18 protein-coding genes are annotated in these 24,761 nt (G+C 44.3%); 11 read left to right on the top strand and 7 right to left on the bottom strand.

Annotated elements, in window-relative coordinates:
* The first annotated feature begins 31 nt into the window (after positions 1 to 31).
* Both JN178_RS05755 and JN178_RS05760 read left to right on the top strand, forming a co-directional pair.
* Positions 32 to 1,372 carry a sigma-54-dependent transcriptional regulator gene (locus JN178_RS05755; RefSeq protein ID WP_202264390.1) on the top strand — a complete coding sequence of 447 codons (1,341 nt, stop codon included), beginning with the start codon at positions 32 to 34 and terminating at the stop codon, positions 1,370 to 1,372.
* A gap of 32 nt (positions 1,373 to 1,404) precedes the next feature.
* Positions 1,405 to 2,685 (top strand): sensor histidine kinase, encoded by a 1,281-nt coding sequence (locus tag JN178_RS05760; RefSeq protein ID WP_442859697.1) that lies wholly within the window; start codon positions 1,405 to 1,407, stop codon positions 2,683 to 2,685.
* Positions 2,686 to 2,860: 175 nt separating this feature from the next.
* Here JN178_RS05760 and JN178_RS05765 read toward each other — a convergent pair whose 3' ends face one another.
* Both JN178_RS05765 and JN178_RS05770 read right to left on the bottom strand, forming a co-directional pair.
* Positions 2,861 to 4,543: a glycoside hydrolase family 13 protein gene (locus JN178_RS05765; RefSeq protein WP_232369703.1), complete on the bottom strand. Its 1,683-nt coding sequence runs from the start codon at positions 4,541 to 4,543 to the stop codon at positions 2,861 to 2,863.
* The gene (locus JN178_RS05770) at positions 4,540 to 5,871 is read right to left on the bottom strand and encodes an MFS transporter (RefSeq protein WP_202264393.1); all 1,332 of its coding nucleotides are present in this window, start codon (positions 5,869 to 5,871) and stop codon (positions 4,540 to 4,542) included. The genes JN178_RS05765 and JN178_RS05770 overlap by 4 nt, the downstream gene beginning before the upstream one ends.
* Positions 5,872 to 6,195: 324 nt before the next feature.
* Here JN178_RS05770 and JN178_RS05775 point away from each other — a divergent pair, with 324 nt between their 5' ends.
* Positions 6,196 to 6,321, top strand: a complete 126-nt coding sequence (locus tag JN178_RS05775; RefSeq protein ID WP_159623272.1) for a DUF3149 domain-containing protein — start codon at positions 6,196 to 6,198, stop codon at positions 6,319 to 6,321.
* 28 nt (positions 6,322 to 6,349) lie between these two features.
* Here JN178_RS05775 and smrB read toward each other — a convergent pair whose 3' ends face one another.
* Complete coding sequence (gene smrB / locus JN178_RS05780) at positions 6,350 to 6,853, bottom strand: endonuclease SmrB (protein ID WP_442859755.1); 504 nt, start codon at positions 6,851 to 6,853, stop codon at positions 6,350 to 6,352.
* Positions 6,854 to 7,057: 204 nt separating this feature from the next.
* Between smrB and prmB the strand changes: the two genes are divergently transcribed.
* The 3 genes from prmB to JN178_RS05795 all read left to right on the top strand — a co-directional run bounded on the left by prmB (position 7,058) and on the right by JN178_RS05795 (position 10,428).
* Positions 7,058 to 7,993, top strand: coding sequence for a 50S ribosomal protein L3 N(5)-glutamine methyltransferase (gene prmB, locus JN178_RS05785; protein ID WP_202264397.1), 936 nt, complete (start codon positions 7,058 to 7,060; stop codon positions 7,991 to 7,993).
* A gap of 9 nt (positions 7,994 to 8,002) precedes the next feature.
* Positions 8,003 to 9,100 carry a chorismate synthase gene (gene aroC / locus JN178_RS05790; protein ID WP_159623266.1) on the top strand — a complete coding sequence of 366 codons (1,098 nt, stop codon included), beginning with the start codon at positions 8,003 to 8,005 and terminating at the stop codon, positions 9,098 to 9,100.
* A gap of 152 nt (positions 9,101 to 9,252) precedes the next feature.
* Positions 9,253 to 10,428 (top strand): MFS transporter, encoded by a 1,176-nt coding sequence (locus tag JN178_RS05795; protein WP_232369704.1) that lies wholly within the window; start codon positions 9,253 to 9,255, stop codon positions 10,426 to 10,428.
* 39 nt (positions 10,429 to 10,467) lie between these two features.
* Here the strand turns inward: JN178_RS05795 and JN178_RS05800 are convergent, their stop codons facing one another.
* The 4 genes from JN178_RS05800 to sodB all read right to left on the bottom strand — a co-directional run bounded on the left by JN178_RS05800 (position 10,468) and on the right by sodB (position 16,189).
* The gene (locus tag JN178_RS05800; protein ID WP_202264399.1) at positions 10,468 to 12,018 is read right to left on the bottom strand and encodes a SpoVR family protein; all 1,551 of its coding nucleotides are present in this window, start codon (positions 12,016 to 12,018) and stop codon (positions 10,468 to 10,470) included.
* Positions 12,019 to 12,038: 20 nt separating this feature from the next.
* The gene (locus JN178_RS05805) at positions 12,039 to 13,319 is read right to left on the bottom strand and encodes a YeaH/YhbH family protein (RefSeq protein WP_202264401.1); all 1,281 of its coding nucleotides are present in this window, start codon (positions 13,317 to 13,319) and stop codon (positions 12,039 to 12,041) included.
* Between the two features lie 99 nt (positions 13,320 to 13,418).
* Positions 13,419 to 15,341, bottom strand: a complete 1,923-nt coding sequence (locus JN178_RS05810; protein ID WP_202264403.1) for a PrkA family serine protein kinase — start codon at positions 15,339 to 15,341, stop codon at positions 13,419 to 13,421.
* Positions 15,342 to 15,607: 266 nt separating this feature from the next.
* Positions 15,608 to 16,189, bottom strand: coding sequence for a superoxide dismutase [Fe] (gene sodB, locus JN178_RS05815; protein ID WP_159623258.1), 582 nt, complete (start codon positions 16,187 to 16,189; stop codon positions 15,608 to 15,610).
* A 341-nt stretch (positions 16,190 to 16,530) separates the two neighbouring features.
* On the opposite strand from sodB, the gene JN178_RS05820 reads away from it, so the two are divergent.
* The 5 genes from JN178_RS05820 to JN178_RS05840 all read left to right on the top strand — a co-directional run bounded on the left by JN178_RS05820 (position 16,531) and on the right by JN178_RS05840 (position 24,712).
* Entirely contained in the window at positions 16,531 to 16,881 is a 351-nt protein-coding gene (locus JN178_RS05820) for a Grx4 family monothiol glutaredoxin (RefSeq protein ID WP_202264405.1), read from the top strand.
* Between the two features lie 309 nt (positions 16,882 to 17,190).
* The gene (locus JN178_RS05825) at positions 17,191 to 19,779 is read left to right on the top strand and encodes a TonB-dependent receptor plug domain-containing protein (RefSeq protein WP_202264406.1); all 2,589 of its coding nucleotides are present in this window, start codon (positions 17,191 to 17,193) and stop codon (positions 19,777 to 19,779) included.
* A 98-nt stretch (positions 19,780 to 19,877) separates the two neighbouring features.
* The gene (locus tag JN178_RS05830) at positions 19,878 to 20,483 is read left to right on the top strand and encodes an RNA polymerase sigma factor (protein ID WP_202264408.1); all 606 of its coding nucleotides are present in this window, start codon (positions 19,878 to 19,880) and stop codon (positions 20,481 to 20,483) included.
* A 1-nt stretch (position 20,484) separates the two neighbouring features.
* The gene (locus JN178_RS05835; RefSeq protein WP_202264409.1) at positions 20,485 to 21,537 is read left to right on the top strand and encodes a FecR family protein; all 1,053 of its coding nucleotides are present in this window, start codon (positions 20,485 to 20,487) and stop codon (positions 21,535 to 21,537) included.
* A gap of 328 nt (positions 21,538 to 21,865) precedes the next feature.
* Entirely contained in the window at positions 21,866 to 24,712 is a 2,847-nt protein-coding gene (locus JN178_RS05840; protein WP_232369760.1) for a TonB-dependent receptor, read from the top strand.
* Positions 24,713 to 24,761 lie beyond the last annotated feature (49 nt).

Below are 24,761 nucleotides of genomic sequence, written 5' to 3' on the forward strand. Positions count from 1 at the left end.
AAAACAAACAGTAGAATGGATACGTATTTCAATGACGAAGATTTTAATAGTAGATGACAACACTGCAGTGCTAGAAGCGTTGTCGCTACTACTAGAGATCCACGGATATCAAATAGTCACTGCCACCTCGCCTAAAGAGGCACTTCAAATAGTTAACTACCAATCTATAGCGCTAGTGATCCAAGATATGAATTTTAGTGCGGATACTACGTCAGGCGAAGAGGGCAGAGTGCTGTTTAGTGACCTACGTAGCTTAAATCCATTGCTTCCGATTATCTTGATAACCGCATGGACTGAGCTTGAGCAGGCCGTCGAACTTGTAAAAGCGGGGGCGGCAGATTACATCCCAAAACCTTGGGACGATACAAAATTAGTGACGACAGTAAACAATCTAATAGCGTTAGGGCAAGCCAATACAAAGAACAAGGCGCTACAACAGCACGCCAACGTATTTGATACCGCCAAGCAAGCGGCGCAAAGTGTCGGGCTGGTTTACGATAGTGCCGCAATGCAGCGCGTTGTTGATATGGCACTTCAAGTGGCAAAGTCTGACGTACCAGTTTTGATCACTGGCCCTAATGGTAGCGGAAAAGAGAAAATTGCAGAGCTCATTCAGCGACAGTCACCGTTAAATCAAGCGCCTTTCGTTAAAGTGAATGCAGGTGCACTACCTCAAGAGCTCATAGAAGCAGAATTGTTCGGTGCAGAGGCGGGGGCGTTTACAAGCGCCAATAAAAGCCGAATTGGCAGATTTGAAGCAGCTAATGGTGGAACTTTATTTCTAGATGAAATTGGAAACTTACCACTATCTGGTCAGGTGAAATTACTTCGCGTCTTACAAACCGGTGAATTTGAAAAGTTGGGTTCGGTGAAAACTCAGCGCACTACCGTGAGGATTATCTCCGCAACCAACGCTGATCTTGTGGCAGATATTGCGAAAGGCACATTTCGAGAAGATTTATTTTATCGGCTCAACGTTATCGAGATAAATGTTCCTCCTCTGTGCGAGCGTGGGGATGATGCGTTAGCGTTGGTAAAACATTTTCTACCCGGTCGGGAACTGAGTCTTACCGCCCAACAAGCTATCACGCAGCACATGTGGCCAGGCAATGTAAGAGAGTTAGAAAACGCCTGTCGTAGAGTTGACATTCTATACCCTGAAGGCGTGTTAGGTGCAGACGCATTCGGGTTGACAAGCGAGGCAAAAAACACAGTGCCTAGAGCAAATACAACAGAGCCAACGCAAGTAGAAATAGAGGCAGCTTTGGTGACTTACAATGGCGTAATCGCTAAGGTCGCTAAACATTTTGGTCTGTCTCGTCAGGCACTTTATCGTCGTTTAGACAAGTACGCGATAGATTACAAATCGTGAATACCATTAGAAATAAACTGATTGCTGCGGCAATGGCATCTACCGCCGTTGGTATTGCGCCTTTGTTGTATTTCGTTGCTTTGTCGGTTGAAACCAAAATTCTGATTATAAGTGGTGTACTTGTGTTGAGCGGTTTTTGTTTTTACACACTTACAAAGCCCATTGATAAGAACTTGAAAGCGCTTAATGTAGGGCTACTTAATTTTAAAGACGGTGAGTATTCATCAACATTGGCGTGTACCTCTTCTGATGAGTTTGGCGAGCTTTGCGCCTTATTCAACGCAACTGCCGAAACGCTAAGAAAAGAAAAACAGTGGCTTCATCAGCGGGAACTTATGTTAGACAAAGTACTACAAACGTCTCCTGATGTGTTGTTACTTGTAAATAGTGACAATCGAATAGTGTTTAGTAATTACCAAGCGAGACACTTTTTCAACGCGGCCCATCGCTTAGAAGGTGAGTTGATTGACACGCTTTTGACACAAAAGCCAAGCGCACTTGGCGATATGATGAACAACCGTCAGGAAGGGCTATTTACACTACCGCTTGAAGACAAAGGTGTTGAAACGTGGCATATCGCAAAGGGGACATTCTTACTGAATAACCAATCACATAAGCTCTTTATTTTGAAACAAATGACACGGGAGTTGAATCGACAAGAGGTATCGGTTTGGAAGAAGGTTATTCGCGTAATAAGCCATGAGCTCAATAACTCACTCGGTCCAATCTCCAGTCTGCTACATAGTGGGAAGATAGTGAGTAACCAAAATAGTGATCCGCGTTTGGTTCGGGTGTTTGACACTATTGAAGAGCGTATTGCCCACCTAAACCAATTTGTGCAGGGATACGGAAAATTCGCCAAACTTCCGGTACCAGTATTTGACACCATTAGCTGGGATGATGTCTTAGCGCAATTAGCGCAGCAGTATCCATTTAAGTTGTCTATGCCAGAACCCGTTGATTTAAAAGCCGACGCCATCCAATTAGAGCAGTTGCTCATTAACTTGCTAAAAAATGCCCATGAATCGGGGAGTGCACCTGACGATGTGGAATTAGTGATTACACAGAATACATCGCAAGTCGTGATCGAAGTGTTGGATAAGGGCAAAGGTATGTCTGAGAGCGTAATGGCGAATGCCCTAGTGCCATTTTATTCGACTAAAGCGACAGGAAGTGGATTAGGGTTAGCATTATGCCGCGAGATTACTGATGCGCATCGTGGACATTTGGTGATACAAAATAGACAAAATGACGGGTTATGTGTTCGCGTCGTGTTTGAAAAAATAAGGGATAGACGGGCGTCTATCCCTTAGCGACGCTAAGCCAAGACCGTTTTTTACCCAACGTCGAACAGGCATTCACAAGATAATCTAAATGATAATTATTTTCAATAACTATTTTGGGATTATTTAAAGTTATCTTGGGGCGGGCTGGCCCTAAGCCATAAAAACCTTTCTAGCCCTCTTACACGAGGGCTAGTTAAGCCTGCTACTTTATTTTTAGTACTATCGCTTGCCAAGGCTTTAGGCGAATGCCTCCTTCAACTTTCTCAATGGTGTTAGCATTGTTGATAAGAACTTGTCCATATTGCAGTTCGTTTGGCAAATACGCAGTTTGAGCAGAACTTGCATAGTTCAGCAATACTAAAATAACATCACTATCCAGTGTTCTTGTGTAAGCGTAAATACACTCATGATCTGCAAGTAGCAGTTCGTACGCACCATATACTAAGCAAAGGTGGTCTTTTCGAAGTTTGGTAAGCGCGCGGAAGTAGTTAAGCGGAGAGTTATCTCTCGTTTCTTGCTCAGCGGCATTAATCTCTGCGTAGTTTTCGGTTACTTTCAACCACGGTGTTGCGCTTGAAAAACCCGCGTTGGGTGAATCATCCCATTGAAATGGCGTTCGCGCATTGTCCCGGCCGCTTAGTTTGTGTGACTCAAGTAGCTTTTGTGCATCACCACCTTCGGCCAATGTGAGGTTGTACCAATTAATTGTCATCAAATCATTGTAGTCATCGATACTTTCAAACTTAGCGTTTGTCATGGCTAATTCGTCTCCCATGTAATAGTAAGGAGTGCCACGCATAGTGAGTAGAAAAGTACTAAGCAGCTTTGAGGATTGTTCTCGGTGTTCAGGTGTGTCGTCGCCGAACCACGAGACTTGGCGAGGAAAATCGTGATTTGTATGCCATTGGGTACCCCAGCCTTTTTCGTCAAAAGCCGTTGCCCAGTCACTCATAATTTTCTTAAACTTGACAAGATTTTTGTGGTCGCTATTCACGATTTTTCGGGCGTCTAGACCGAGTTCAACATGCTCAAAATGGTAATTCATATTGAGTTCTTGTCGGTCCTCATCAACAAGATCGTGAATATTCGACAAATTAGTGCCCGGTCCTTCTGCGACCGTCATTATGTCGTAGTGTTGCAGTACTTCCCGGTTCATTTCGTGCAAAAATTCATGAAGACGAGGACCACTGGCATATACGTCAATCATTTTATCTCCATGCACACCTTCAAATATCGGGTAACCGTCGTGCTTAGAGATAAACGTAATAACATCCATCCTGAACCCATCAATGCCTTTTTTAAACCAAAAGTGCATCATGTCGAAAATTTCTCTGCGTACAGTTGGGTTTTCCCAGTTCAAGTCCGGCTGCGTTTTATCAAAGTAGTGCAAATAGTACGCATTAGTTTGCTCGTCGAACGCCCACGCGCTGCCTTCTTCATCAAAATACGACCAACGCTCCGGTGGAGTTCCTTTTTCAGCTGGCCACCAGTGATAATAATCGCGGTAAGGATTGTCTCGTGAAGCCCGTGAGGCTTTAAACCATTCGTGCTCGCTGCTTGAGTGATTTACCACAAGATCCATAACCACCTTGATACCTCGTTGATGGAATCCTTCCAGCATTTCTTCGAAGTCGCGCATGGTGCCAAAGTCATCCATTATGTTGCGATAATCTGATATGTCGTAGCCATTATCGTAATTAGGTGACTGATAAATAGGGTTGAGCCAGACAATGTCTATGCCTAAGGATGCGATATAGTCGAGTCGCTGAATGATGCCTCTAAGATCACCAATTCCATCGCCGTTTGAGTCTTGAAAGCTGCGAGGATATATCTGATACACCACACCTTCTTTCCACCATTGACGGTTGATAGTGCTAAGTTTCATCCTACTTTCTCCTGATTGGCTATATGGTCTGGCTTGGAATTAATGCGAAGTGCTAAGCCAGCACCTATGATGAATAGTACGCCTGATAACGCTAGTGCATTTCGAGGGTCACTGGCTAGAAGAGAATCGTACACATAGCCGATAGTGACCATTTCAAGAATTTGAGGAAGGCAGATCATGGCGTTCAGTAAACCCATGTACACACCCACTCTTGCTGCTGGGGTAACATCAGCAGTAATAATAAAGGGCACCGTCATTACAGCCGACCAGCCAACGCCTATCAACGCCATACAAACGAAAGTCATATTGAGGTCGGTAGTTAACTGCATCGACAAAAAGCCAGCGCCGCCAATTAGAAGAAAAAGCGCGTAGGTGTTGGCATCACCAATAAGTTTCACGCAGCGAACAATTACAAAGGCCATCACAATAGTAGCGATATTCATGATAGTAAATGCCATGCCTACCTGTGCCGTTCCCTCTACAAAACCGGGGCTATCTGGTGTGGGAGCGTTATAAACGTGGCGAGCAATTGACAATGAGAGGTATTGCCACATTAATGGCAGTGCAAACCATGTGGCGAGTTTTACCCACCAAATTGCTTTTAATGATTTGGGCATTTCTAGCATTGCATTTAATAGCTCTGAGAAAACGTGACCGACCGATTTATGCTGCTGGTTTTTGCGAAAGGCGGCTATATCTTCTGGTGGTATCTCCTTGGTAGTAAAAAAAGACCATGTCGAAGAAATCAGTATGACCACTACACCGGCGATAAAAGAGTATTTAACAACTTCGGGAATTTCTTTGCCGTCAGTTTCAATTGAAACACCAAATGCAATCATGATCAGCGGCATAAGTCCCGCAAGCATTTGCCCTGCTGCCACCATGAAAGTCTGTAACGCGTAGGCTAATGGTCTTTGCTGGTGATTTACTTTATCACCAACAAGGGCGCGGTAAGGTTCCATCGCGGTATTCATGGCAGCATCAAGCATCCAAAATAGCCCAACAACCATCCACAGTTCAGGTACGTAGGGCATGAACATAACAGCAATAGAACCTACCAATGCGCCCATCATGAAAAATGGCTTACGACGGCCAAAGCGAGTCCAGGTACCATCGCTGATCACGCCAATAAGAGGCTGTATCAGTAATCCAGTAACTGGTCCTGCTAGCCACAAAATGGGAAGCTCATGTTCTGCCGCACCGTGATAACGAAAGATCGGACTTAAGTTGGCCTGTTGCAGACCAAATCCGTATTGGATGCCAAAGAACCCGAAGCACATGTTCCATATTTGCCAGAAGCTCATTGTTGGCTTGAGTGAATCTTTCATATTGAAAACTCGTTATTAATTATTTGATAACATTTTGTTATCAAAACTTAATCGTTTAAGTTTCATCTGTCAAATGTATTTACCAGAAATTTGCTAAGCAGAAGGTAATTGCTAAAAAGTGAAAAGAGGATAAGTACACCAATACAAAAATAGCATTGCGGTTACTTTGTTAGGAACAGAACGGAAACACAACTTTCACCTGTCATTTGATGTAGATCAACAATGCCCAACAGTGAAGTGCTTGGCGCTTGGCACATTGATCTAGATCAGGTTTAGGCTGCTGTTCTTTCTCTATGATTAATGCAGTTAAAGAGGAGAACGATTATGTTGTGGACAATGATTAAAGACCCAGTAGTGTGGGGCTCACTTTTAGGTATAGGTATTATTGTTGGCATGATGATGTATTACACATACCTGTTTATGCACAATAGTGCTGACGAGGAAAAATAAACGTTTATTACCTGCTACAGTGAATTTTCTAACGTTTATTATTATGCAACGGGATATCAATTAATACCAACAGTGCCGCTTGTCCGCCGTATTCCAGTGGTGCTTGGTGAAATGCTCTTACGTGAGGGTGCTGTACAAGGTAATGTGGCAGGGCGGCTTTAAGAACGCCTTGCCCGAAACCATGCATAATGCTTACACAGTCAATTGACGATTTTCTAGCAGAGTGAATAAGTGCTGCCAGTTCCGCTTTTGCCATTTCTCTTGTTAAACCATGCAAATCTAGCATCATCTCAGGTGAGTAATCACCGCGTCTTAGTTGCTTAACAATGTGGGAAGACTCGCCGTCTCTGCAATAACGCATTGGTCCTTCTTGCGGCAAAGCAGCCTGATACATGTCTGAAAAACTAAATGAGGCAGCAAGTTGTTTGCTATGAGTGAGGTGTGCTGTTGAAGCCTGTTGGCGTTTGTTAAATAGCGCGACTTGTTTATCAGGTTCAATTTTGTCCTGCTGAAGGGGTTTTACGCCTTGCATTGCATCGGCAAATGAAAAGGTCTCTTCTTCAACACGGTCGATACTACCCGCATTGTTAAGTTTAGAAGCTAAAGTTTGTTTCTTTAAGGCTTTTAGTTCTTTTTTAAACGCTTTCATTATGAATCAATATGCAAATTAACATGGGCGAACACACTAAATGTTAGTATGATACCAGCTTTGTAATTGTTGATGTACTCAAACACCATGACCGATAAGTTTTACCTAGAAGAAGCCATTGAAGATCTGCATACATTGTTAGATATGACACGATGGGCAACCAGTCGATTTAATGATGCGGCGTTGTATTTTGGTCATGGTACCGACAATGCATGGGACGAAGCGACAAGCTTGGTTATGCAAGCGTTGCATTTGCCACACCCTATTTTAGAGCAAGTCGGTGAAAGTGTACTGACATCTCGGTTAACCAAGAGTGAACGCGAGAAAATTGCAGAGCTTGTACTTAAGCGCGTACAAACCCGTATGCCGCTGCCTTATATCACCAATGAGGCGTGGTTTTGTGGCATGCCATTTTATGTTGATGAACGTGTACTTATTCCGCGTTCGCCTTTTGCTGAGCTGATTCAAAATGAATTTGCGCCGTTTGTGGAAATCGCACCTTCGAGTATTCTCGATATGTGCACGGGCGGGGGCTGTATCGCCATTGCGTTGGCGCACGCCTATCCTGAAGCGCAAGTTGATGCAGTGGACATCAGTACCGACGCGTTAGAAGTGGCGGATATCAATATTCAGGAGCACGGATTAAGTCACCGTGTTTACCCCATTCAATCAGACTTGTTTTCAAGTTTAGAAGGTCAACGATACGACCTTATTGTGTCTAACCCACCTTATGTCGACGCCGAAGATATGGCGGATTTACCTGAGGAATATCACCATGAGCCTGAGCTTGCGCTCGCGGCAGGTGAAGATGGCCTTGAACTGGTTGATATAATGTTGAAGCAAGCGCCCACGTACCTCAATGATGGTGGGTGGTTATTTGTGGAAGTGGGAAATAGTGAAGTGCACATGAATACGCGGTTTCCTGGCCTAGAAGTTATCTGGCTTGAATTTGAAAACGGCGGCTCTGGCATTTTTGCTGTGCGAAAAGAGACACTGGTAGAACACTTTGGTAGTAAGGATTAATAGTTAATTATGTCAGGTAACAGCTTCGGAAAACTCTTCACTGTAACCACATTTGGCGAAAGCCATGGTATAGCAATTGGCGGCGTGGTAGATGGTTGCCCCCCAGGTTTAAGTATTACTGAAGACGACCTTCAGGTTGACCTTGATAGACGTAAACCAGGCACATCTCGTTACACCACAGCGCGACGTGAAGATGATGAAGTACAAATTTTATCTGGCGTATTTGAAGGTAAAACCACCGGTACCAGCATTGGCCTTTTAATTAAAAATAAAGACCAGCGCAGCCAAGACTACGGTAATATTAAAGACCGCTTCCGTCCAGGTCATGCAGACTACACTTACGACCAAAAGTATGGAAGTCGCGATTATCGCGGCGGCGGTCGCTCCTCTGCACGTGAGACGGCAATTCGGGTTGCCGCTGGTGGTATTGCTAAGAAATACCTTAAAGAAATGCATGGTATTGAGGTACTGGGTTACTTATCTCAGCTTGGCCCAATCGCCGTTGAAACGGTTGACCATAACGTCACAAATACAAACCCATTTTTCTGCCCGGATGCATCAAAACTTGAAGCGCTTGATGAATACATGCGCGACCTCAAAAAGTCGGGCGACAGCATTGGTGCTAAAGTGTCAGTTGTAGCTAAAAACGTGCCTGTTGGATTAGGGGAACCGGTTTTTGATCGCTTAGATGCTGAAATTGCTCATGCCATGATGGGAATAAACGCGGTTAAAGGCGTAGAAATTGGTGATGGGTTTGACGTGATTAATCAAAAAGGTAGTGAGCATCGCGACACTCTAACGCCTGATGGTTTTACATCAAATCACTCTGGCGGTGTGCTAGGGGGCATTTCTACCGGACAAGACATTGAAGTTCATATGGCGCTTAAGCCAACATCAAGCATTTCAGTACCCGGTAAGACAATCAATAAAGATAACGAAGAAATAGATATTGTGACGAAAGGCCGTCACGACCCGTGCGTGGGCATTCGTGCAGTACCTATTGCAGAGGCGATGTTAGCCCTTGTTCTGATGGACCACTTGCTCCGCCACCGCGCACAGAATCAGGGTATTGCTTCAACCACTGCACCTATCGCAGGCAAAGCGTAGCGATTATTTTTAGTCGGTTATCTTTGAGTAAACGCGCTTAAAGGTTACCGGCATGTGCTAGGTGCATCGCCATTAACTTTTTAGCTAGTTTTAACGCTTGTCTAAGCGCGATGCTAAAACGTTGATGGCGTTTTTGTATATGGAGATTTCTATTGGCATTTCGTGCTAATTCATCACTTATTATTTTAGCTATTACATATTGGCTGTACTTTGGCCAGCTAGGCGTTCTTGTTCCGTATTTAGGGATCTTTCTAGATGGGCGCGGTTTTTCTTCGGCTGACATCGGTGAGTTGTTTGCGGTCATTACCCTTGCACGTATTTTGGGCCCTGGTTTATGGGCTGGTGTCGCAGATAAAACTGGCAATGCCATTGGTGTAATGCGGCTGGGTTGTTTGCTAACCGTGCTAACCTTCAGTTCAGTGCTGTATTTTGACAGCTTTTGGGGGCTGACCTTGTCATTTGGCCTAATGATGATGTTCTGGACGGCGGTACTTCCCCAACTTGAAGTGATCACCATGAATAGCGTCGCCAATACTAAGGCCACTTACGGTCAGGTAAGACTATGGGGAAGTGTTGGTTTTATTTGTTTGACGGTAATGGTGGGTAAGGCCCTAGATAGTTTTTCAACAGAAACGCCTGTTCATGTCAGTATTGGGGTACTCGCACTTTTGTTTGTCAGTACGTTGTTTATTCGCGCGCCGGCTCAAACGGTTTCGCATGAGAGCGCCGTTGGTTCTATCTGGGCTTTTGCTAAACAAAAACCGTTTGCTGTTTTTATTTTTGCATCTGCGTGTTTGCAAATAAGCTTTGGCGCTTATTATGGATTTTTTGCCTTGTACATGCGTGACTTAGGCTATAGTGGCCAACAAACGGGCTTTTTTATTGCGCTAGGCGTGCTTGCCGAGGTCGGAATATTTATACTCGCACGGCGACTCATCAGTCACTTTGGTGTATGGAACTTATTGTTCGCCAGTCTCGCACTCACTGCGCTTAGGTGGTATGCCATGGCGGCATTTGCTGACTATTGGACAGTGATTATGTTAAGCCAGCTTATCCATGCTTTAAGTTTTGGGTTAACCCACGCGGTGTCGGTCCATTTTATCCACTTATATTTGCCGAAGGCTTACCAGAGTCGAGGGCAAGCGGTATATATCAGTATTGCATTTGGTCTTGGCGGAGCTTTTGGTAATTACATGGCCGGACAGCAATGGTCACAAGGTACCAATGCCTACGCTACGTTTGTGACGGCAGCGGTATTTGCCGCTTTAGGCGCAATGTCATTATTGCTTTGCGCCAAAAAGCGTTTTGATACTGCGCCGGAACATTAATGTTTGGCGATATACATGTTTCATCGTTCACCGCGAGGCTTATTCAGCCTGCGGTGTTCGTCTGCATTCTGCTATTAATTCAATACCGTCGTCGCCATTGTCTTGCTCTAATCGCACATCAAACTTCCATAGACGATGGAGATGACGCATTACCTCGTCTTTTGAGTCTCCCAACGGGATTTTTCGCTGAGGAATATAGCGTAACGTAAGCGAGCGATCGCCTCGTACATCCACGTTATGCACTTGGATATTCGGCTCTAGATTACTTAAGTTATATTGTGCCGAAAGCTTTTCTTTTATTGTCTGGTAACCGAGCTCATCGTGAATAGCACTTACGCTTATAAACGGCTTTTCTGTGTCGTCTTCCAATGCAAACAACTTAAAATCGCGAATGACTTTAGGGGATAAAAACTGGCTAATAAAGCTTTCATCTTTAAAATTCTGCATTGCAAAGTGTACCGTTTCAAGCCAGTCTTTACCAGCTATGCTAGGTAAGTATTTATAATCTTCTTCGGTGGGCGACTGACACACTCGCTTGATATCCATAAACATAGAAAAGCCCAGTGCGTAGGGGTTAATACCCGAGTAATAGGGGCTGTTGTATTCCGGTTGCATAACCACACTGGAATGACTGTGCAAAAACTCCATCATAAACCTGTCGCTTACTAAACCTTCGTCATACATTTGGTTCAGTATGTGATAATGCCAAAAGCACGCCCAGCCTTCGTTCATCACTTGGGTTTGTTTTTGGGGGTAAAAATATTGAGAAATCTTCCGCACAATGCGCACTATCTCGCGCTGCCACGGCTCAAGTAGAGGGGCATTTTTTTCGATGAAGTAGAGTAAGTTCTCTTGTGGCTCACGAGGGAATCGAATTTGCTCCTTGTTTTTGTGAGCACTGCTTTCTGGCAAAGTACGCCAAAGTTCATTAACTTGCGATTGCAGATAAGCTTCTCGTTCTTCTTGACGATTTTTCTCTTCTTGCAGTGAGATTTTCTGAGGGCGTTTGTATCTGTCGACACCGTAATTCATCAGAGCGTGGCAGGAGTCCAGCATATTCTCAACTTCATCAAAGCCAAACTTTTGTTCGCATTTGGCAATATAATTCTTGGCAAATACTAAGTAATCGATAATCGAACTCGCATCAGTCCAGGTTTTAAATAAATAGTTACCTTTGAAAAATGAATTATGACCATAGCACGCGTGTGCCATTACAAGCGCCTGCATAGTAATAGTGTTCTCTTCCATCAAATAGGCAATGCAGGGATCCGAATTAATGACTATTTCATAGGCTAATCCCATTTGACCACGGCGGTATTGTTGCTCAGTTTGAATGAATTTTTTACCAAAAGACCAATGGCTATAATTCAGTGGCATGCCAATGCTGGCGTAGGCATCCATCATTTGTTCAGCAGTGATCACTTCTATTTGGTTAGGGTAGGTATCAAGGTTGAATTTTCTCGCAATGCGATCAATATGATGTTCATATTCCTCAATAAGTGGAAAGGTCCAATCGGGACCATCACTTAACAAATGGCGAGTTGTATTTGACGATGTTTTGACTTCATTAGCAGTAGTATCTGTCGTCATAAATAGCCCTTTTCCTTGTATTACGCGTTAGCATCTTGCTCTGAATGTTTGAAAAGCTCCCTAAATACGGGATAGATGTCCGCTTGAGACTGAATATGCTTACACACAAAGTTGTCGTGGGTTTCTGCTACCTTCTCGTACTCGCGCCATAAACTCTGATGTTGCCTCTCGGTAATTTCGATGTACGCATAGTAACGGGTAGCAGGTAGTAATTTTTGAACTAAAAGGTCGCGGCATTGCGGTGAATCATCTGCCCAGTTATCGCCATCAGAAGCTTGTGCCGCGTATATATTCCAATTGCCATCGCGGTATCGCTCTGTGACAACTTCGTCCATTAACTTTAAGGCGCTCGACACAATGGTGCCACCGGTCTCTTGGCTATAAAAAAATTCTTGTTCGTCTACTTCTTTAGCCTGAGTGTGATGACGAATATAGACGACTTCAACGTTTTCGTAGGTGCGGGTAAGAAAAAGATACAACAGAATATAGAAGCGTTTTGCCATATCCTTGGTGGCTTGGTCCATAGAGCCTGACACGTCCATTAAGCAGAACATTACCGCTTTGCTCGAAGGAAGCGGACGCTTATCGTAATTTTTAAAGCGTAGATCGAACGTATCAATAAAAGGTACGCGGGCTATTTTAGCCTTTAGCGCTTTGATTTCCTCTTCAAGCGCGAGCACTTTTAACGTGTTGTCATGTTTATCGTTAAGCAAAGCTTCTAGCTTTTCTTCACACTCACGTAGCTTTCGTTTATCGGTTGCGCTTAGAGCAATTCGTCTGGCAACTGACCCTTTTAGAGAACGAACAACATCTAAATTACTCGGCACACCGTCAGTTTGATATCCGGCTCGGTATGTTTCGTATTGGGTGACTTTATCAAATTGATTTTTTTTGAGGTTAGGTAAGGCCAGATCATCAAACAATAAGTCTAAGTATTCGTCCTTTGAAATTGAGAAAACAAACTCGTCTTGGCCTTCTCCTTCGTTACTTGCGTCGCCGCTGCCTGCACCGCGGCCGCCGCCTCCAGGAGGCCGCTCAATTTTGTCTCCAGCAGTAAACTGGTCATTGCCAGGGTGAACAATATCTCGACTACCACCACGCCCAGTGTGGAAAATGGGTTCAGAAATATCTCTAGTAGGAATACTGATTTTTTCGCCAGAGTCCAGATCGGTTACCGAACGTTTTCCCACCGCGTCTGAAACGGCGCGCTTTATTTGTTGTTTATAGCGTTTGATAAAACGCTGTCGGTTAACAGTGCTTTTTCCTTTGCTATTCAGCCTTCGGTCAATAAAATGGGCCATATTCACCTGCTTGTTAGGTTTTATTACATAACACCTACAAGTGCAAAGAGCGCAGATGCACTCTTAGCACTTGTCCCGTTCGCATTTTTAGCAATTGCGCTAAGACGCCTTGCGAACACGCAGATACCACTCACACAGCAGTCGAACTTGTTTCTGTGTATAGCCTTTCTCTGTCATGCGATTGACAAAGTCATCGTGCTTTTTCTGTTCTTCTGCAGAACCTTTTGTATTAAATGAAATAACAGGTAGTAAATCCTCTGTATTCGAGAACATCTTTTTCTCGATAACAGTGCGTAGCTTTTCATAGCTTGTCCATGCAGGGTTTTTGCCTGCATTGTTGGCGCGTGCTCGAAGTACAAAGTTAACAATTTCATTGCGGAAATCTTTAGGATTACTGATACCCGCGGGCTTCTCTGTTTTTTCGAGCTCAGCGTTAAGCGAGGCCCGGTCAAATAACTGACCGGTTTCAGGGTCTCGATATTCTTGATCCTGTATCCAGAAGTCAGCATAGGTGACGTAGCGGTCAAACAAATTCTGTCCATACTCAGAGTATGATTCGAGATATGCGGTTTGAATTTCCTTGCCGATAAACTCCACGTAACGCGGAATAAGGTAGCCTTTCAAAAACTCTAAATATCTGTCTGCGGTGTCTTGTGGAAATTGCTCCCGTTCAATTTGTCTCTCTAACACATAGAACAAATGTACCGGGTTTGCTGCAACCTCTTGATGATCAAAATTAAATACACGAGACAAAATCTTGAACGCAAAGCGTGTGGATAATCCCTCCATGCCTTCATCAACACCCGCATAATCGCGATACTCTTGATACGATTTCGCTTTAGGATCGGTATCCTTTAAGCTCTCGCCGTCATACACTCGCATCTTAGAAAACAGACTTGAATTCTCAGGTTCTTTAAGTCGAGAAAGTACGCTGAACTGCGCTAAACACTCTAGCGTGTCTGGTGCGCAAGGTGCGCCATTTAACTCACTGCTATCAAGTAGTTTTTTGTAGATGCGAATTTCTTCACTAACCCGCAAACAGTAGGGGACTTTCACAATATAAACGCGGTCGAGAAATGCCTCGTTGTTTTTGTTGTTTCTAAACGATTGCCACTCCGACTCATTAGAATGCGCTAAGATAAGGCCATCGAAGGGCAGAGCAGAAAAACCTTCAGTCGGATTGTAATTTCCCTCTTGTGTCGCAGTAAGCAAAGGGTGCAGCACCTTTATTGGCGCTTTAAACATTTCGACAAACTCCATTAACCCTTGATTGGCTTTACACAGCGAACCCGAATAGCTGTATGCGTCAGGATCGTTTTGTGCAAACTGCTCAAGGCGTCTAATGTCTACTTTACCCACTAACGAAGAAATATCTTGGTTGTTCTCATCGCCCGGTTCGGTTTTAGCAATACCGACCTGATCAAGTACAGAAGGATACACTCTCACTACTTTGAACTGCGTAATATCACCATTGAATTCGTGAAGGCGCTTACGCGCCCAAGGTGACATAATGGTTTTTAGGTAGCGCTTTGGAATACCGTATTCTTTTTCTAAAATTTCACCGTCTTCTTTGGCGTCGAACAAACAAAAAGGGTGATCGTTAACAGGTGAGCCCTTTAACATGTAAATTGGCACGTTTTGCATTAACTCTTTGAGCCGCTCTGCCAAGGATGATTTGCCTCCACCGACTGGCCCTAAGAGATAGAGAATTTGTTTCTTCTCTTCCAAGCCTTGGGCAGCATGCTTTAGATAAGAAACGATTTGTTCAATAGCTTCTTCCATGCCGTAGAATTCTGAGAATGCAGGATAACGAGAAATAACGCGGTTGGAAAAAATACGGCTTAATGCCGGGTCGTTTGCTGTGTCGATAAGTTGTGGCTCACCAATAGCTTTTAGCAAACGTTCAGCTGCGTTTGCATAAGCGAGTTGATCCTCTTTACATATATCAAGGAACTCCCCAATGGTGAACTCTTCCTGTTTTCGCTCTTCGTAGCGATTCTGATAGTGTTCAAAAATACCCATGAATACCCCTTAAATACGGAACCCCGTATTTTCAGCTTAGTAGGAATTCACAAAAACGTTAGTAATTATTAGTAGACTTTCGCATAGGCTTATCCGATTTCGTCTAACGAAAAAGGCAACTTTTTGAAGAATTTAATGTCTCAGCTAGGGTATTTGGTAGGGTGTGCGTGGCTACATAAATATTGAACCTTGACATACGAACGTTAAAAATAAAAAAGCCTCGCAGTTGCGAGGCTTTCAAATCGTTAAGTAACTAACGCGCTAGATTATGCGAAGTTGCTGTTCGCAAATTCCCAGTTTACTAGTGCCCAGAAGTTTTCTAGGTACTTAGGACGCGCATTGCGGTAGTCGATGTAGTAAGCGTGTTCCCAAAGGTCAACAGTTAGGATTGGCGTTAGCTCGTCGCCAGAGATTGGCGTTTCCGCGTTGCTAGTGTTTACGATGTCTAAGCTGCCATCAGCCGTCTTAACAAGCCACGTCCAGCTTGAACCAAAGTTGTTCACTGCTTTGTCGTTAAATGCAGCTTGGAAGTCTGCGAAAGAACCCCACTTTGCATTGATTGCATCAGCAAGTGCGCCAGTTGGCTCACCGCCACCATTTGGGCTTAGGCTGTGCCAGTAGAAGGTGTGGTTCCAGATTTGTGCTGCATTGTTGAAAACACCGCCTTCAGAAGATTTGATGATTTCTTCTAGGCTTTTGTTTTCCATGTCAGTACCTTCAACTAGGCCGTTAAGCTTAGTGACATAAGTAGCGTGGTGCTTGCCATAGTGGTACTCAAGCGTTTCAGCAGAAATATGCGGTTCTAGTGCATTTTGTTCGTATGGTAATGCTGGTAATTCAAAAGCCATGACGGTCTCCATGTTGGTTTAGTATTCTTAATTACTCACGCATGTGCGATGCCTGTTCGTCCCATGCGTTTAGGGGGTAAGCCCGAATTAATACGTTATTAGCATAACGCAGATGTGGGGATAAAGTCCTATAACTCAATGACAAAAATGTGAATTTTTTCGTTCTTAGATATACATTACTCAAATTCACGCAATTAGATCACTCGTACCTTGTGAGCGAATGACTCACCAGTTAACGAAAGTTAAACGTGTGCATAGCAAAATTATGGTATTGTGCACTTGATAAATTGTTTTAGCATTCCCACTTCTAGGGAACACACTTTTTCCGCTGAGAGGATCCGATGGATAATACTGAAAGCCAATCAACGTTAGATAGAATTAAGCAGCAAATTGAAGAAAATCCGATTCTTCTTTATATGAAAGGCTCTCCTAAGCTGCCAAGTTGTGGCTTCTCATCACAAGCGTCACAGGCACTAATGTCATGTGGTGAACCATTCGCCTATGTGGATATTCTGCAAAACCCAGATATCCGCGCTGAACTACCAAAATATGCTAATTGGCCTACGTTTCCACAGTTGTGGGTAGAAGGTGAGCTTGTTGGTGGTTGCGATATTATTATCGAAATGTTCCAGCAAAATGAACTTCAACCTCTTATTAAAGAAACCGCTGCAAAGTACAAAGAAGCAGAATAAATGAAGTTCTAATTACTTGATTGAAAAGCCGGCTTTTAGTCGGCTTTTTTGGTTAAAACGGCCCGAAAATACCGCACATAAATTCCCGTAAAAACTATATAGACAGGTCACAAATACAAATCCTCTATGCAATGAAAAAATATTTTTATTTTATCGAAAAAGGTTTGTTTTTTAGCATCTTGCGTTCTATAAAAAGTCAACTGACGACGTATCAGTCAGTGTTGAAGGTACAAAATAACAACCACTCTCAACCTATGTTTGGCACACAAAAAAACAAGCAAGGTAGAAGAGAAAATTCGGGAAACCACCATGAATACATCCTTGTCTTTATTGACCAAAAACGTGCGCGGCGTACTAGCTGCATCAGCTGCGTTTTCAGTAATGGCTACGGCACCAGTCTACGCGCAAGAAGCAGAAGACAGTGCTAAAGCTGAAGATTATGAGCAAATAGCGGTAGTAGGCTCTCGTGCAGCGCCTCGTTCAGTTGCTGATTCAGCAGTACCAATTGACATTATTTCAGACGAAGAGTTTAAGCAGCAGGGTGCCACTGATATGGTATCTATGATGCAAACCGTTGTTCCTTCGTTCAACGTTAACGACCAGCCAATCAACGATGCATCAACACTAGTTCGTCCAGCTAACCTTCGCGGTATGGCGTCGGACCACACGTTGGTATTGGTAAATGGTAAACGTCGCCACCGTTCTGCGGTAATTACGTTCTTGGGTGGTGGTTTGTCTGATGGTGCTCAAGGCCCTGATATTTCAGTTATTCCAGCAGCAGCATTAAAGCAAGTAGAAGTACTACGTGACGGTGCAGCGGCTCAGTACGGTTCTGATGCTATCGCTGGTGTAATCAACTTCGTGCTGAATGATGCGTCTGAAGGCGGTTCATTTGAAGCTCGCTATGGTTCATATTACGAAGGCGACGGCGACATGATTCAGATGGCGGGTAACATTGGCCTACCACTATCTGACAAAGGTTTTGTTAATTTATCTGCGGAATACCGTACAGCAGACGACACGTCGCGTAGTGTTCAGCGTGCAGATGCTGCTGGTCTGATTGACGCGGGCAACACGTTTGTTGCTGACCCTGCGCAAATCTGGGGTTCTCCTGAAATTAAACACGACATCAAGTTATTCGCCAACCTAGGGTTAGAGCTATCTAACACTGCGGAAGCATACATGTTTGGTAACTTTGCTGAGCGTGAAGTTGAAGGTGGTTTCTATTTTCGTAACCCTCACAACCGTGGCGGTGTAAACGACGGTGGTACAAACGAAGCAGGCGAACAACTATTACTTGTTGGCGACTTAACAGGCGATATGTCGGGTAACTGTCCAACAGATATCGTAGTAGGGGACAACGTTTTAGAAAACCCGCGTTACATTAACGAAGTTCAGAATAACCCTGACTGTTTCGCGTTTAACGAAATTCTACCTGGCGGTTTCACACCACGTTTTGGTGGTACAGTAACTGACATGTCGTTGGTATTCGGTACACGAGGCGAGCTAGACAATGATATCACCTATGACGTGAGCTTAAACTTAGGCCAAAACGAAGTTGATTTTGCTATTAGCAACACTATCAACCCGTCGTTAGGTCCAGATACACCGTTTGAGTTCAGCCCTGGTCGATACACGCAATCTGAACAAACGCTTGATATTGATTTTACAAAACCGTTCGATATTGGTTTATACGAACCGCTATTCGTTGCAACAGGTTTCCAGTATAGAAACGAAAGTTACGAAAGCTTTGCTGGCGATACTGCATCTTATGAAATAGGTCCGTTGGCGACACAAGGTTTTGGCATTGGCTCAAATGGTTTCCCTGGCTTAGCGGCCAATAGTCAAGGCCGTGTGTCGCGCAACAACATTGCGCTTTACATCGATGCAGAAGCCTATATCACTGAAAACTTCATGCTTGCTGGTGCATTGCGTTATGAAGATTTCTCTGACTTTGGTGACACCACAAAAGGTAAAATTGCATTCCGCTGGCAGGCCCTTGAAAACATCGCGTTCCGTGGTGCGTTCTCTACAGGCTTTAAAGCACCAACACTTGGTCAAAGCAACGTACGTAACGTTACTACAGCATTCGGTACTGGCGGCCAGTTGATTGACCGTGCAACGCTTCCTCCAACGGATCCAGTGTCTCAACTTAAAGGTGGTGAGCAGTTAACACCTGAAGAGTCTGAGAGCATCACATTCGGTGTTGTTGCTGACTTCGATAATGGTCTGTTCATTACCGCTGACTACTACAACATTGAGCTAACTGACCGTATTAGTACAGCGTCGGGTATTGCACTGACTGAAGAAGATATTGCTACGTTACTTGCTCAAGGTATCAGCGATGCATCTAGCTTCTCTGAAATCAGCTTCTTCACCAACGATTTTGACACTACAACCGAAGGTGTTGATGTTGTAGCAAACTATTCGATGGATATGATGGGCGGTGAAACCAAGTTCTCACTTGCATATAACTGGACATCGACAGAAGTTGACCGCGCGTCGGATAATATCTCTGACTTCCGTATTCGCATGCTAGAAGACAACCTTCCAGCAGTACGTTACAGTGCAACGGCCAACCACACGAATGGCGACTGGCGTTTCCTTGCGCGAATGAACTACTACGGTAGCATCTTCGAAGATCACCTAGATTCTGCATTGCCAATTGACAAAGTAGGTTCTGAAATTACGTTCGACTTTGAAGTGGCATATAACTTCACTGAAGAGTTTACAGTAACTGTAGGTGCGAAGAACGCGTTTGATGAATACCCTGACGAAAACAATACTGATGCAGGTGGTATCACCTATGCACAGATTGCTGGCTCAGCGTATCCGACAACATCACCTATCGGTATCAACGGTGGGTTCTATTACCTAAGAGGTGTTTACACTTTCTAAGTAATAGCAAGGGGGCTTAGGCCCCCTTATATATTTTCGGCCTATGTTTGCGTAATAGCTGCCGATAAAAACGTGAAAAAAAACCAAAACATGGCATTATGAATGCCGTTGTAAGCAAATCGAAACACAAACATTTTAAAATTATGACGAGAAAGTCGACAGTAGCTGAAACCTTTTTAAAATACCGCTCGAAATTAATGCGCGCGGTAGGTTCTATTGTTGGCGCCGACGACATTGAGGATATCGTTCAAGAAGCTTTCATAAAAAGCTACGAGGCGGAATTAAAACAAGAAATACAGTACGAGCGTACTTACATGCTCAAGACAGCGCGCAACTTGGCGCTGAATCATATTGCTAAAGCGGAAAATAAAAATAAGCAACCGTTAGATGATATGGATAATTTGCCATACGAATTAGTAGGGCACAGTTTAGAAAAAAATGTAGAGAGCAAAGAGCGCTTTATTCACTTTTGCCGAGCCACAGATACGTTGTCTGCGGATGTAAAACGCGTCTTTCTTCTTAAAAAAGTGTATGGCATGCGACAGAAAGAGATTGCTGAACTTGTGGGGCTAAGTGAAAGCACAGTCGAAAAGCATGTCGCCAAAGGTTTAATGATGTGCTCAAGGTATCTTGCCGAGCTGTCAAAAGACAGTGAAATCCCCCGTGTCACTGCCAATGCGACTCAGGACATAAGCCGTAGTTAACATGAACAATATTCGCCAGTTTTCCAGCAAAGAAGATATCCAAGAGCAGGCATGCTTGTGGGTGAGTCGTCTCGACCGCGGTTTGCACGACGAAGAGAAAAATCAGTTAGACGAGTGGTTAACCGAGAGCAACTCGCACCGTCAAGCGCTGCTAGATGCCGCAAGCCTGTGGGATGATATGTCGGTATTAAACGAATTGAGTGGTTTGTTCCCACAATCTCATACGCGCGGAGCAAAACAGCACAAAGGTATGGCTAAGCAAATGATGTGGGGAATGGCCGCTACATTCTTTGTTATGGCTGTGGCGCTAAGTGTTATTGTTCAGCGCACTTGGTTTGAATCTGCGCCACAGTTCGCCAATATCAGCGAGAAAGTACAGACCGGAGTAGGGGAGCAGAAAAATGTTGTTTTGGCTGATGGATCCAAACTTCATTTAAACACCAATTCTATTGTCACTGTCGATTTTAGCTCAAATGCACGTAACATCGTGTTGTTGCGGGGTGAGGCGCATTTTGAAGTTGCCCATGATAAGCAGCGCCCCTTCTCTGTTACGGCTGGTAGCAATACGGTGACTGCGGTAGGCACAGCGTTCAACATGCAATATGTAGATGATAATGCATTCGAACTTGTTGTGACTGAGGGTAAAGTATTAGTGAAAGATCGCTTCAGTACCTCGTCCAATGACCTGCTTTTTGGCAAGAAGTCGATTACTGAAGAAGGCCTCTTGATGTTCGCTGGAGAGAAAGCGACGGTTCAAGGCAAAGTCGAGGCTCGTGAGAACCTGTCTCAAAACGATATTGATGATGATTTGGCATGGCAGCAGGGCATGATTGTATTCAAAGGCGAGCCGCTCGAAGCTGTTCTAGCCGAAATAGGTCGTTATACGCCAATGAGGTTTAGTATTTCAGATGAAAGCTTACGCAAGCGCCGTGTTGCAGGTTACTTCAAAGTAGGTGACATTGACGGTCTATTGTCTGCACTTAAAAGCAGTTTTAGTATTGAGCATGAGAGAATAACTGAAAATAGTATCCAGCTTACAGCTGTAAAAGGTTAAAGGCGCCTGAAAACAAGGCGTTTTTTGGCCATTCTTGGTTGGCATTCTTAGTTGCCATAGTGTCGACTAATGTGACAATATAATTAAAATAATAAGCACACCGATTTTACTCTTGCGACATAGCAATATTGCAAAATACAAGCAATTAATAGCGCATACTGTCAGCCCGATTTCAGGAAGAAATGGGGCTAGCGTGTGCTCGTCGCGTAATATTCCGCTCACCACCGCAAAATACAGTCAAACGCAGAATAGGAAAACAAATCGCATTTTGCCTTTGTTGGCTTCTCTTGTTTGTCTAAGCTCGGCTCATAGTGCGTTTTCACAGCAAATACAGGGCACAGATTCACCTTCGACTCAGAGCAACGCTTTTTCTTTCTCTATACCCGCGCAAGATGCTAATGAAGCGCTCACAGAATTGGCGAAACAAGCGAATACCACGTTGTTGTTCCCGTTTGATTTGGCTAAGCGTGTAAAAACTAATGCACTTGAGGGCACTTTTACACTTAATGAAGCACTCGTTCAGCTTTTAGAAGGAACTGAACTTGCTGTTGTAACTGATGAGTCTGGGGCACTTAGTATACGATCTCGCGCGTCGTTGGTTGCAGAGGCTCCCCAAAAAAAGGAAGAAGAGTCAGCGCCTGAAGACACGGGTAACGCACTAGAGAAAATTGCCGTGGTAGGAACAAGAAGCGCTCCTAGAAGTGTCGTCGACTCACCTGTCCCACTCGATATTATCGGATCGCAAGCGCTGAGTTCTCAGGGCAATGCGGATGTGCTTGCGATGTTAAGTGTTATGGTGCCATCGCTCAACGTTAACGACCAGCCTATCAACGATGCAAGTAGTTTGGTTAGGCCGGCTAATTTAAGAGGCATGTCGTCTGATCACACCTTATTGTTGCTAAATGGAAAGCGGCGTCATCGCTCTGCGGTTATCACGTTTCTTGGCGGTGGCCTATCGGATGGTGCACAGGGGCCAGACATATCGGTCATTCCAGCTTATGCGTTACAGCAAGTGGAAGTATTAAGAGATGGCGCGTCAGCTCAATACGGTTCTGACGCCATCGCTGGTGTAATCAACTTTGTATTAAAAGATGATAATCATGGCGGCAGCATTGCACTTCGTAGCGGACTTTATAGCGAAGGCGATGGTGAACTGGTTCAATTCCAAGGCAACAAAGGTTTTGCTCTAGGTGATAATGGCTTTATTAACGCTACTGTTGAATACCGTCAACAAAAAGGTACATCTCGCTCCGTTCAACGGGATGATGCTGCTGAACTCATTGCCGAGGGCAACAATTTTATCTCAAGTCCTTCCCAAATATGGGGGGCACTTGATGTTAATGAAGATATTAAGTTTGCCGTCAACTCAGGTATAACACTCGCGTCTGGAAGCGAACTGTACAGTTTTGCCACAGGGGCTCAGCGCGATATTGAGGGAGGCTTTTATTTTAGAAACCCACAAACGCGAGAAGGGGTATTTAGCCGAACCGATAGCACCACTGGCGAAAGACGTCTCATTGTGGCTGATTTAGATGGGCTTGATAATGGTATTACCTGCCCATCAATTACGTTAGGCAATGCCAATGTGTTGAGCGACCCTAACTACTTACTTATTGCCGACAATTCAACAGCACTTGGCGCGAATTGTTTCGCCTTTAACGAATGGTTTCCTGGTGGGTTTACCCCGCGCTTTGGCGGTACGATAACTGACGGCGCAATTGTGTTTGGTATGCGTAAAGAACTGTCCCAAGGCTGGGCAATGGACGCAAGTGCGACACTGGGTTACAGCGATATAGAATATACAATTGCAAATACCGTAAATCCGTCACTGGGCCCTCAGTCTCCTACTGAGTTTTCTCCTGGCAGTGTGTCGCAAGTGGAGCGAACGGTAAACCTAGATTTTGCCAAGCTTATTCAAACTATTTTTGATGATCCTGTCAGTATCGCGGTGGGCTTAGAGTGGCGCAAAGAAACGTATTTTCAAAAAGCTGGTGATGAAGCTAGTTATATTGCTGGGCCCTTCGCGCTAGAGCCACCACTTGGTCTTGTTCAAGGATTTTCTATTGGCTCCAATGGCTTCCCAGGATACCAACCACAATCAGCAGGGCATTGGAGTCGAAATAATTGGGCCCTATATGCGGATATGGAGTTCTATTTAACAGAAGCATGGCAGTTCGCTGTGGCAACCCGTGTCGAGCACTTTAGTGATTTTGGGTCAACGTTTGATGGCAAGCTTAGTACGCGCTACAAAATCGACGATAGGTTTGCACTACGTGGGTCAATAAACACTGGTTTCAAAGCGCCTACTGTGGGGCAAAGTAATGTAATTAATGTAACTACCGCTTATGGATTAAATGGCTTAGAGGACCAAGCTACTCTTCCACCAACCGATCTGATATCTATTCAGCTTGGTGCGACACCATTAACGCCTGAGGAGTCAGTTAACTTTAGTTTAGGTGGTGTAATGCAATTTAATGAGCAATTCTTTGCCACTATCGACTACTTTAATATTCGCTTGACCGATCGCATCAGTACAACATCGGCGATCCCTCTGACAGAACAGGACATCAACGCCCTGATTGCTCAAGGTCGTCCTGATGCTGTGAAATACAATGCTGCAAAATATTTCACTAACGATTTTGACACACGCACCCAAGGTATTGACGTTGTAGTGAACTACGGATTTGCTCTAAATGATTGGCAAAATACACTACTTTTAGCCTACAACTGGACTGACACTCAGGTAGAGCGCGTTACGCTGTACCCCGCGCTAATCGACGGAGTTATTTCTATGCAGCCCAACCTTACCGGCGCGCGCATTCGCATGTTAGAAGATAACTTACCCGCGCATCGAGGTAACATTACGCTTGAACAGATTAAAGGCAAATGGGCCTTTACGTGGCGTCTCAATTATTATGGCGAGTTTTACGAAGACCACCTAGATGCATCGGCGGGTATGGATATTGTAGGTGGCGCACTTACTACCTTCGATGCTCAAGTCGCTTGGCAGCTCAGTGAAAGCGTACGTGCAACATTAGGGGCACAGAACTTATTTGATTCGCTTCCAGATGTAAATCCGTTTAGCGGTGAAGTTGGTGCTTTGTATCCACCTACGTCGCCAAGTGGCATCAATGGTGCGTTTTACTATTTAGGGTTGGAGTATAACTTTAAGTAGTTACAAATAGTGGCAAACGCTAGCAGTGACACCAGAAATTTGGCATTTT

Origin of the sequence: Alteromonas sp. KC3 (assembly GCF_016756315.1) — a bacterium.
In the GTDB taxonomy this organism is placed as follows: Bacteria; Pseudomonadota; Gammaproteobacteria; order Enterobacterales; family Alteromonadaceae; genus Alteromonas.

Coding starts and splice junctions, on each gene's coding strand:
- JN178_RS05755 (WP_202264390.1), top strand. CDS start 32: ATGACGAAGATTTTAATAGTAGATGACAACACTGCAGTGCTAGAAGCG.
- JN178_RS05760 (WP_442859697.1), top strand. CDS start 1,405: ATGGCATCTACCGCCGTTGGTATTGCGCCTTTGTTGTATTTCGTTGCT.
- JN178_RS05765 (WP_232369703.1), bottom strand. CDS start 4,543: ATGAAACTTAGCACTATCAACCGTCAATGGTGGAAAGAAGGTGTGGTG.
- JN178_RS05770 (WP_202264393.1), bottom strand. CDS start 5,871: ATGAAAGATTCACTCAAGCCAACAATGAGCTTCTGGCAAATATGGAAC.
- JN178_RS05775 (WP_159623272.1), top strand. CDS start 6,196: ATGTTGTGGACAATGATTAAAGACCCAGTAGTGTGGGGCTCACTTTTA.
- smrB (WP_442859755.1), bottom strand. CDS start 6,853: ATGCAAGGCGTAAAACCCCTTCAGCAGGACAAAATTGAACCTGATAAA.
- prmB (WP_202264397.1), top strand. CDS start 7,058: ATGACCGATAAGTTTTACCTAGAAGAAGCCATTGAAGATCTGCATACA.
- aroC (WP_159623266.1), top strand. CDS start 8,003: ATGTCAGGTAACAGCTTCGGAAAACTCTTCACTGTAACCACATTTGGC.
- JN178_RS05800 (WP_202264399.1), bottom strand. CDS start 12,018: ATGACGACAGATACTACTGCTAATGAAGTCAAAACATCGTCAAATACA.
- JN178_RS05805 (WP_202264401.1), bottom strand. CDS start 13,319: ATGGCCCATTTTATTGACCGAAGGCTGAATAGCAAAGGAAAAAGCACT.
- JN178_RS05810 (WP_202264403.1), bottom strand. CDS start 15,341: ATGGGTATTTTTGAACACTATCAGAATCGCTACGAAGAGCGAAAACAG.
- sodB (WP_159623258.1), bottom strand. CDS start 16,189: ATGGCTTTTGAATTACCAGCATTACCATACGAACAAAATGCACTAGAA.
- JN178_RS05820 (WP_202264405.1), top strand. CDS start 16,531: ATGGATAATACTGAAAGCCAATCAACGTTAGATAGAATTAAGCAGCAA.
- JN178_RS05825 (WP_202264406.1), top strand. CDS start 17,191: ATGAATACATCCTTGTCTTTATTGACCAAAAACGTGCGCGGCGTACTA.
- JN178_RS05830 (WP_202264408.1), top strand. CDS start 19,878: ATGAATGCCGTTGTAAGCAAATCGAAACACAAACATTTTAAAATTATG.
- JN178_RS05835 (WP_202264409.1), top strand. CDS start 20,485: ATGAACAATATTCGCCAGTTTTCCAGCAAAGAAGATATCCAAGAGCAG.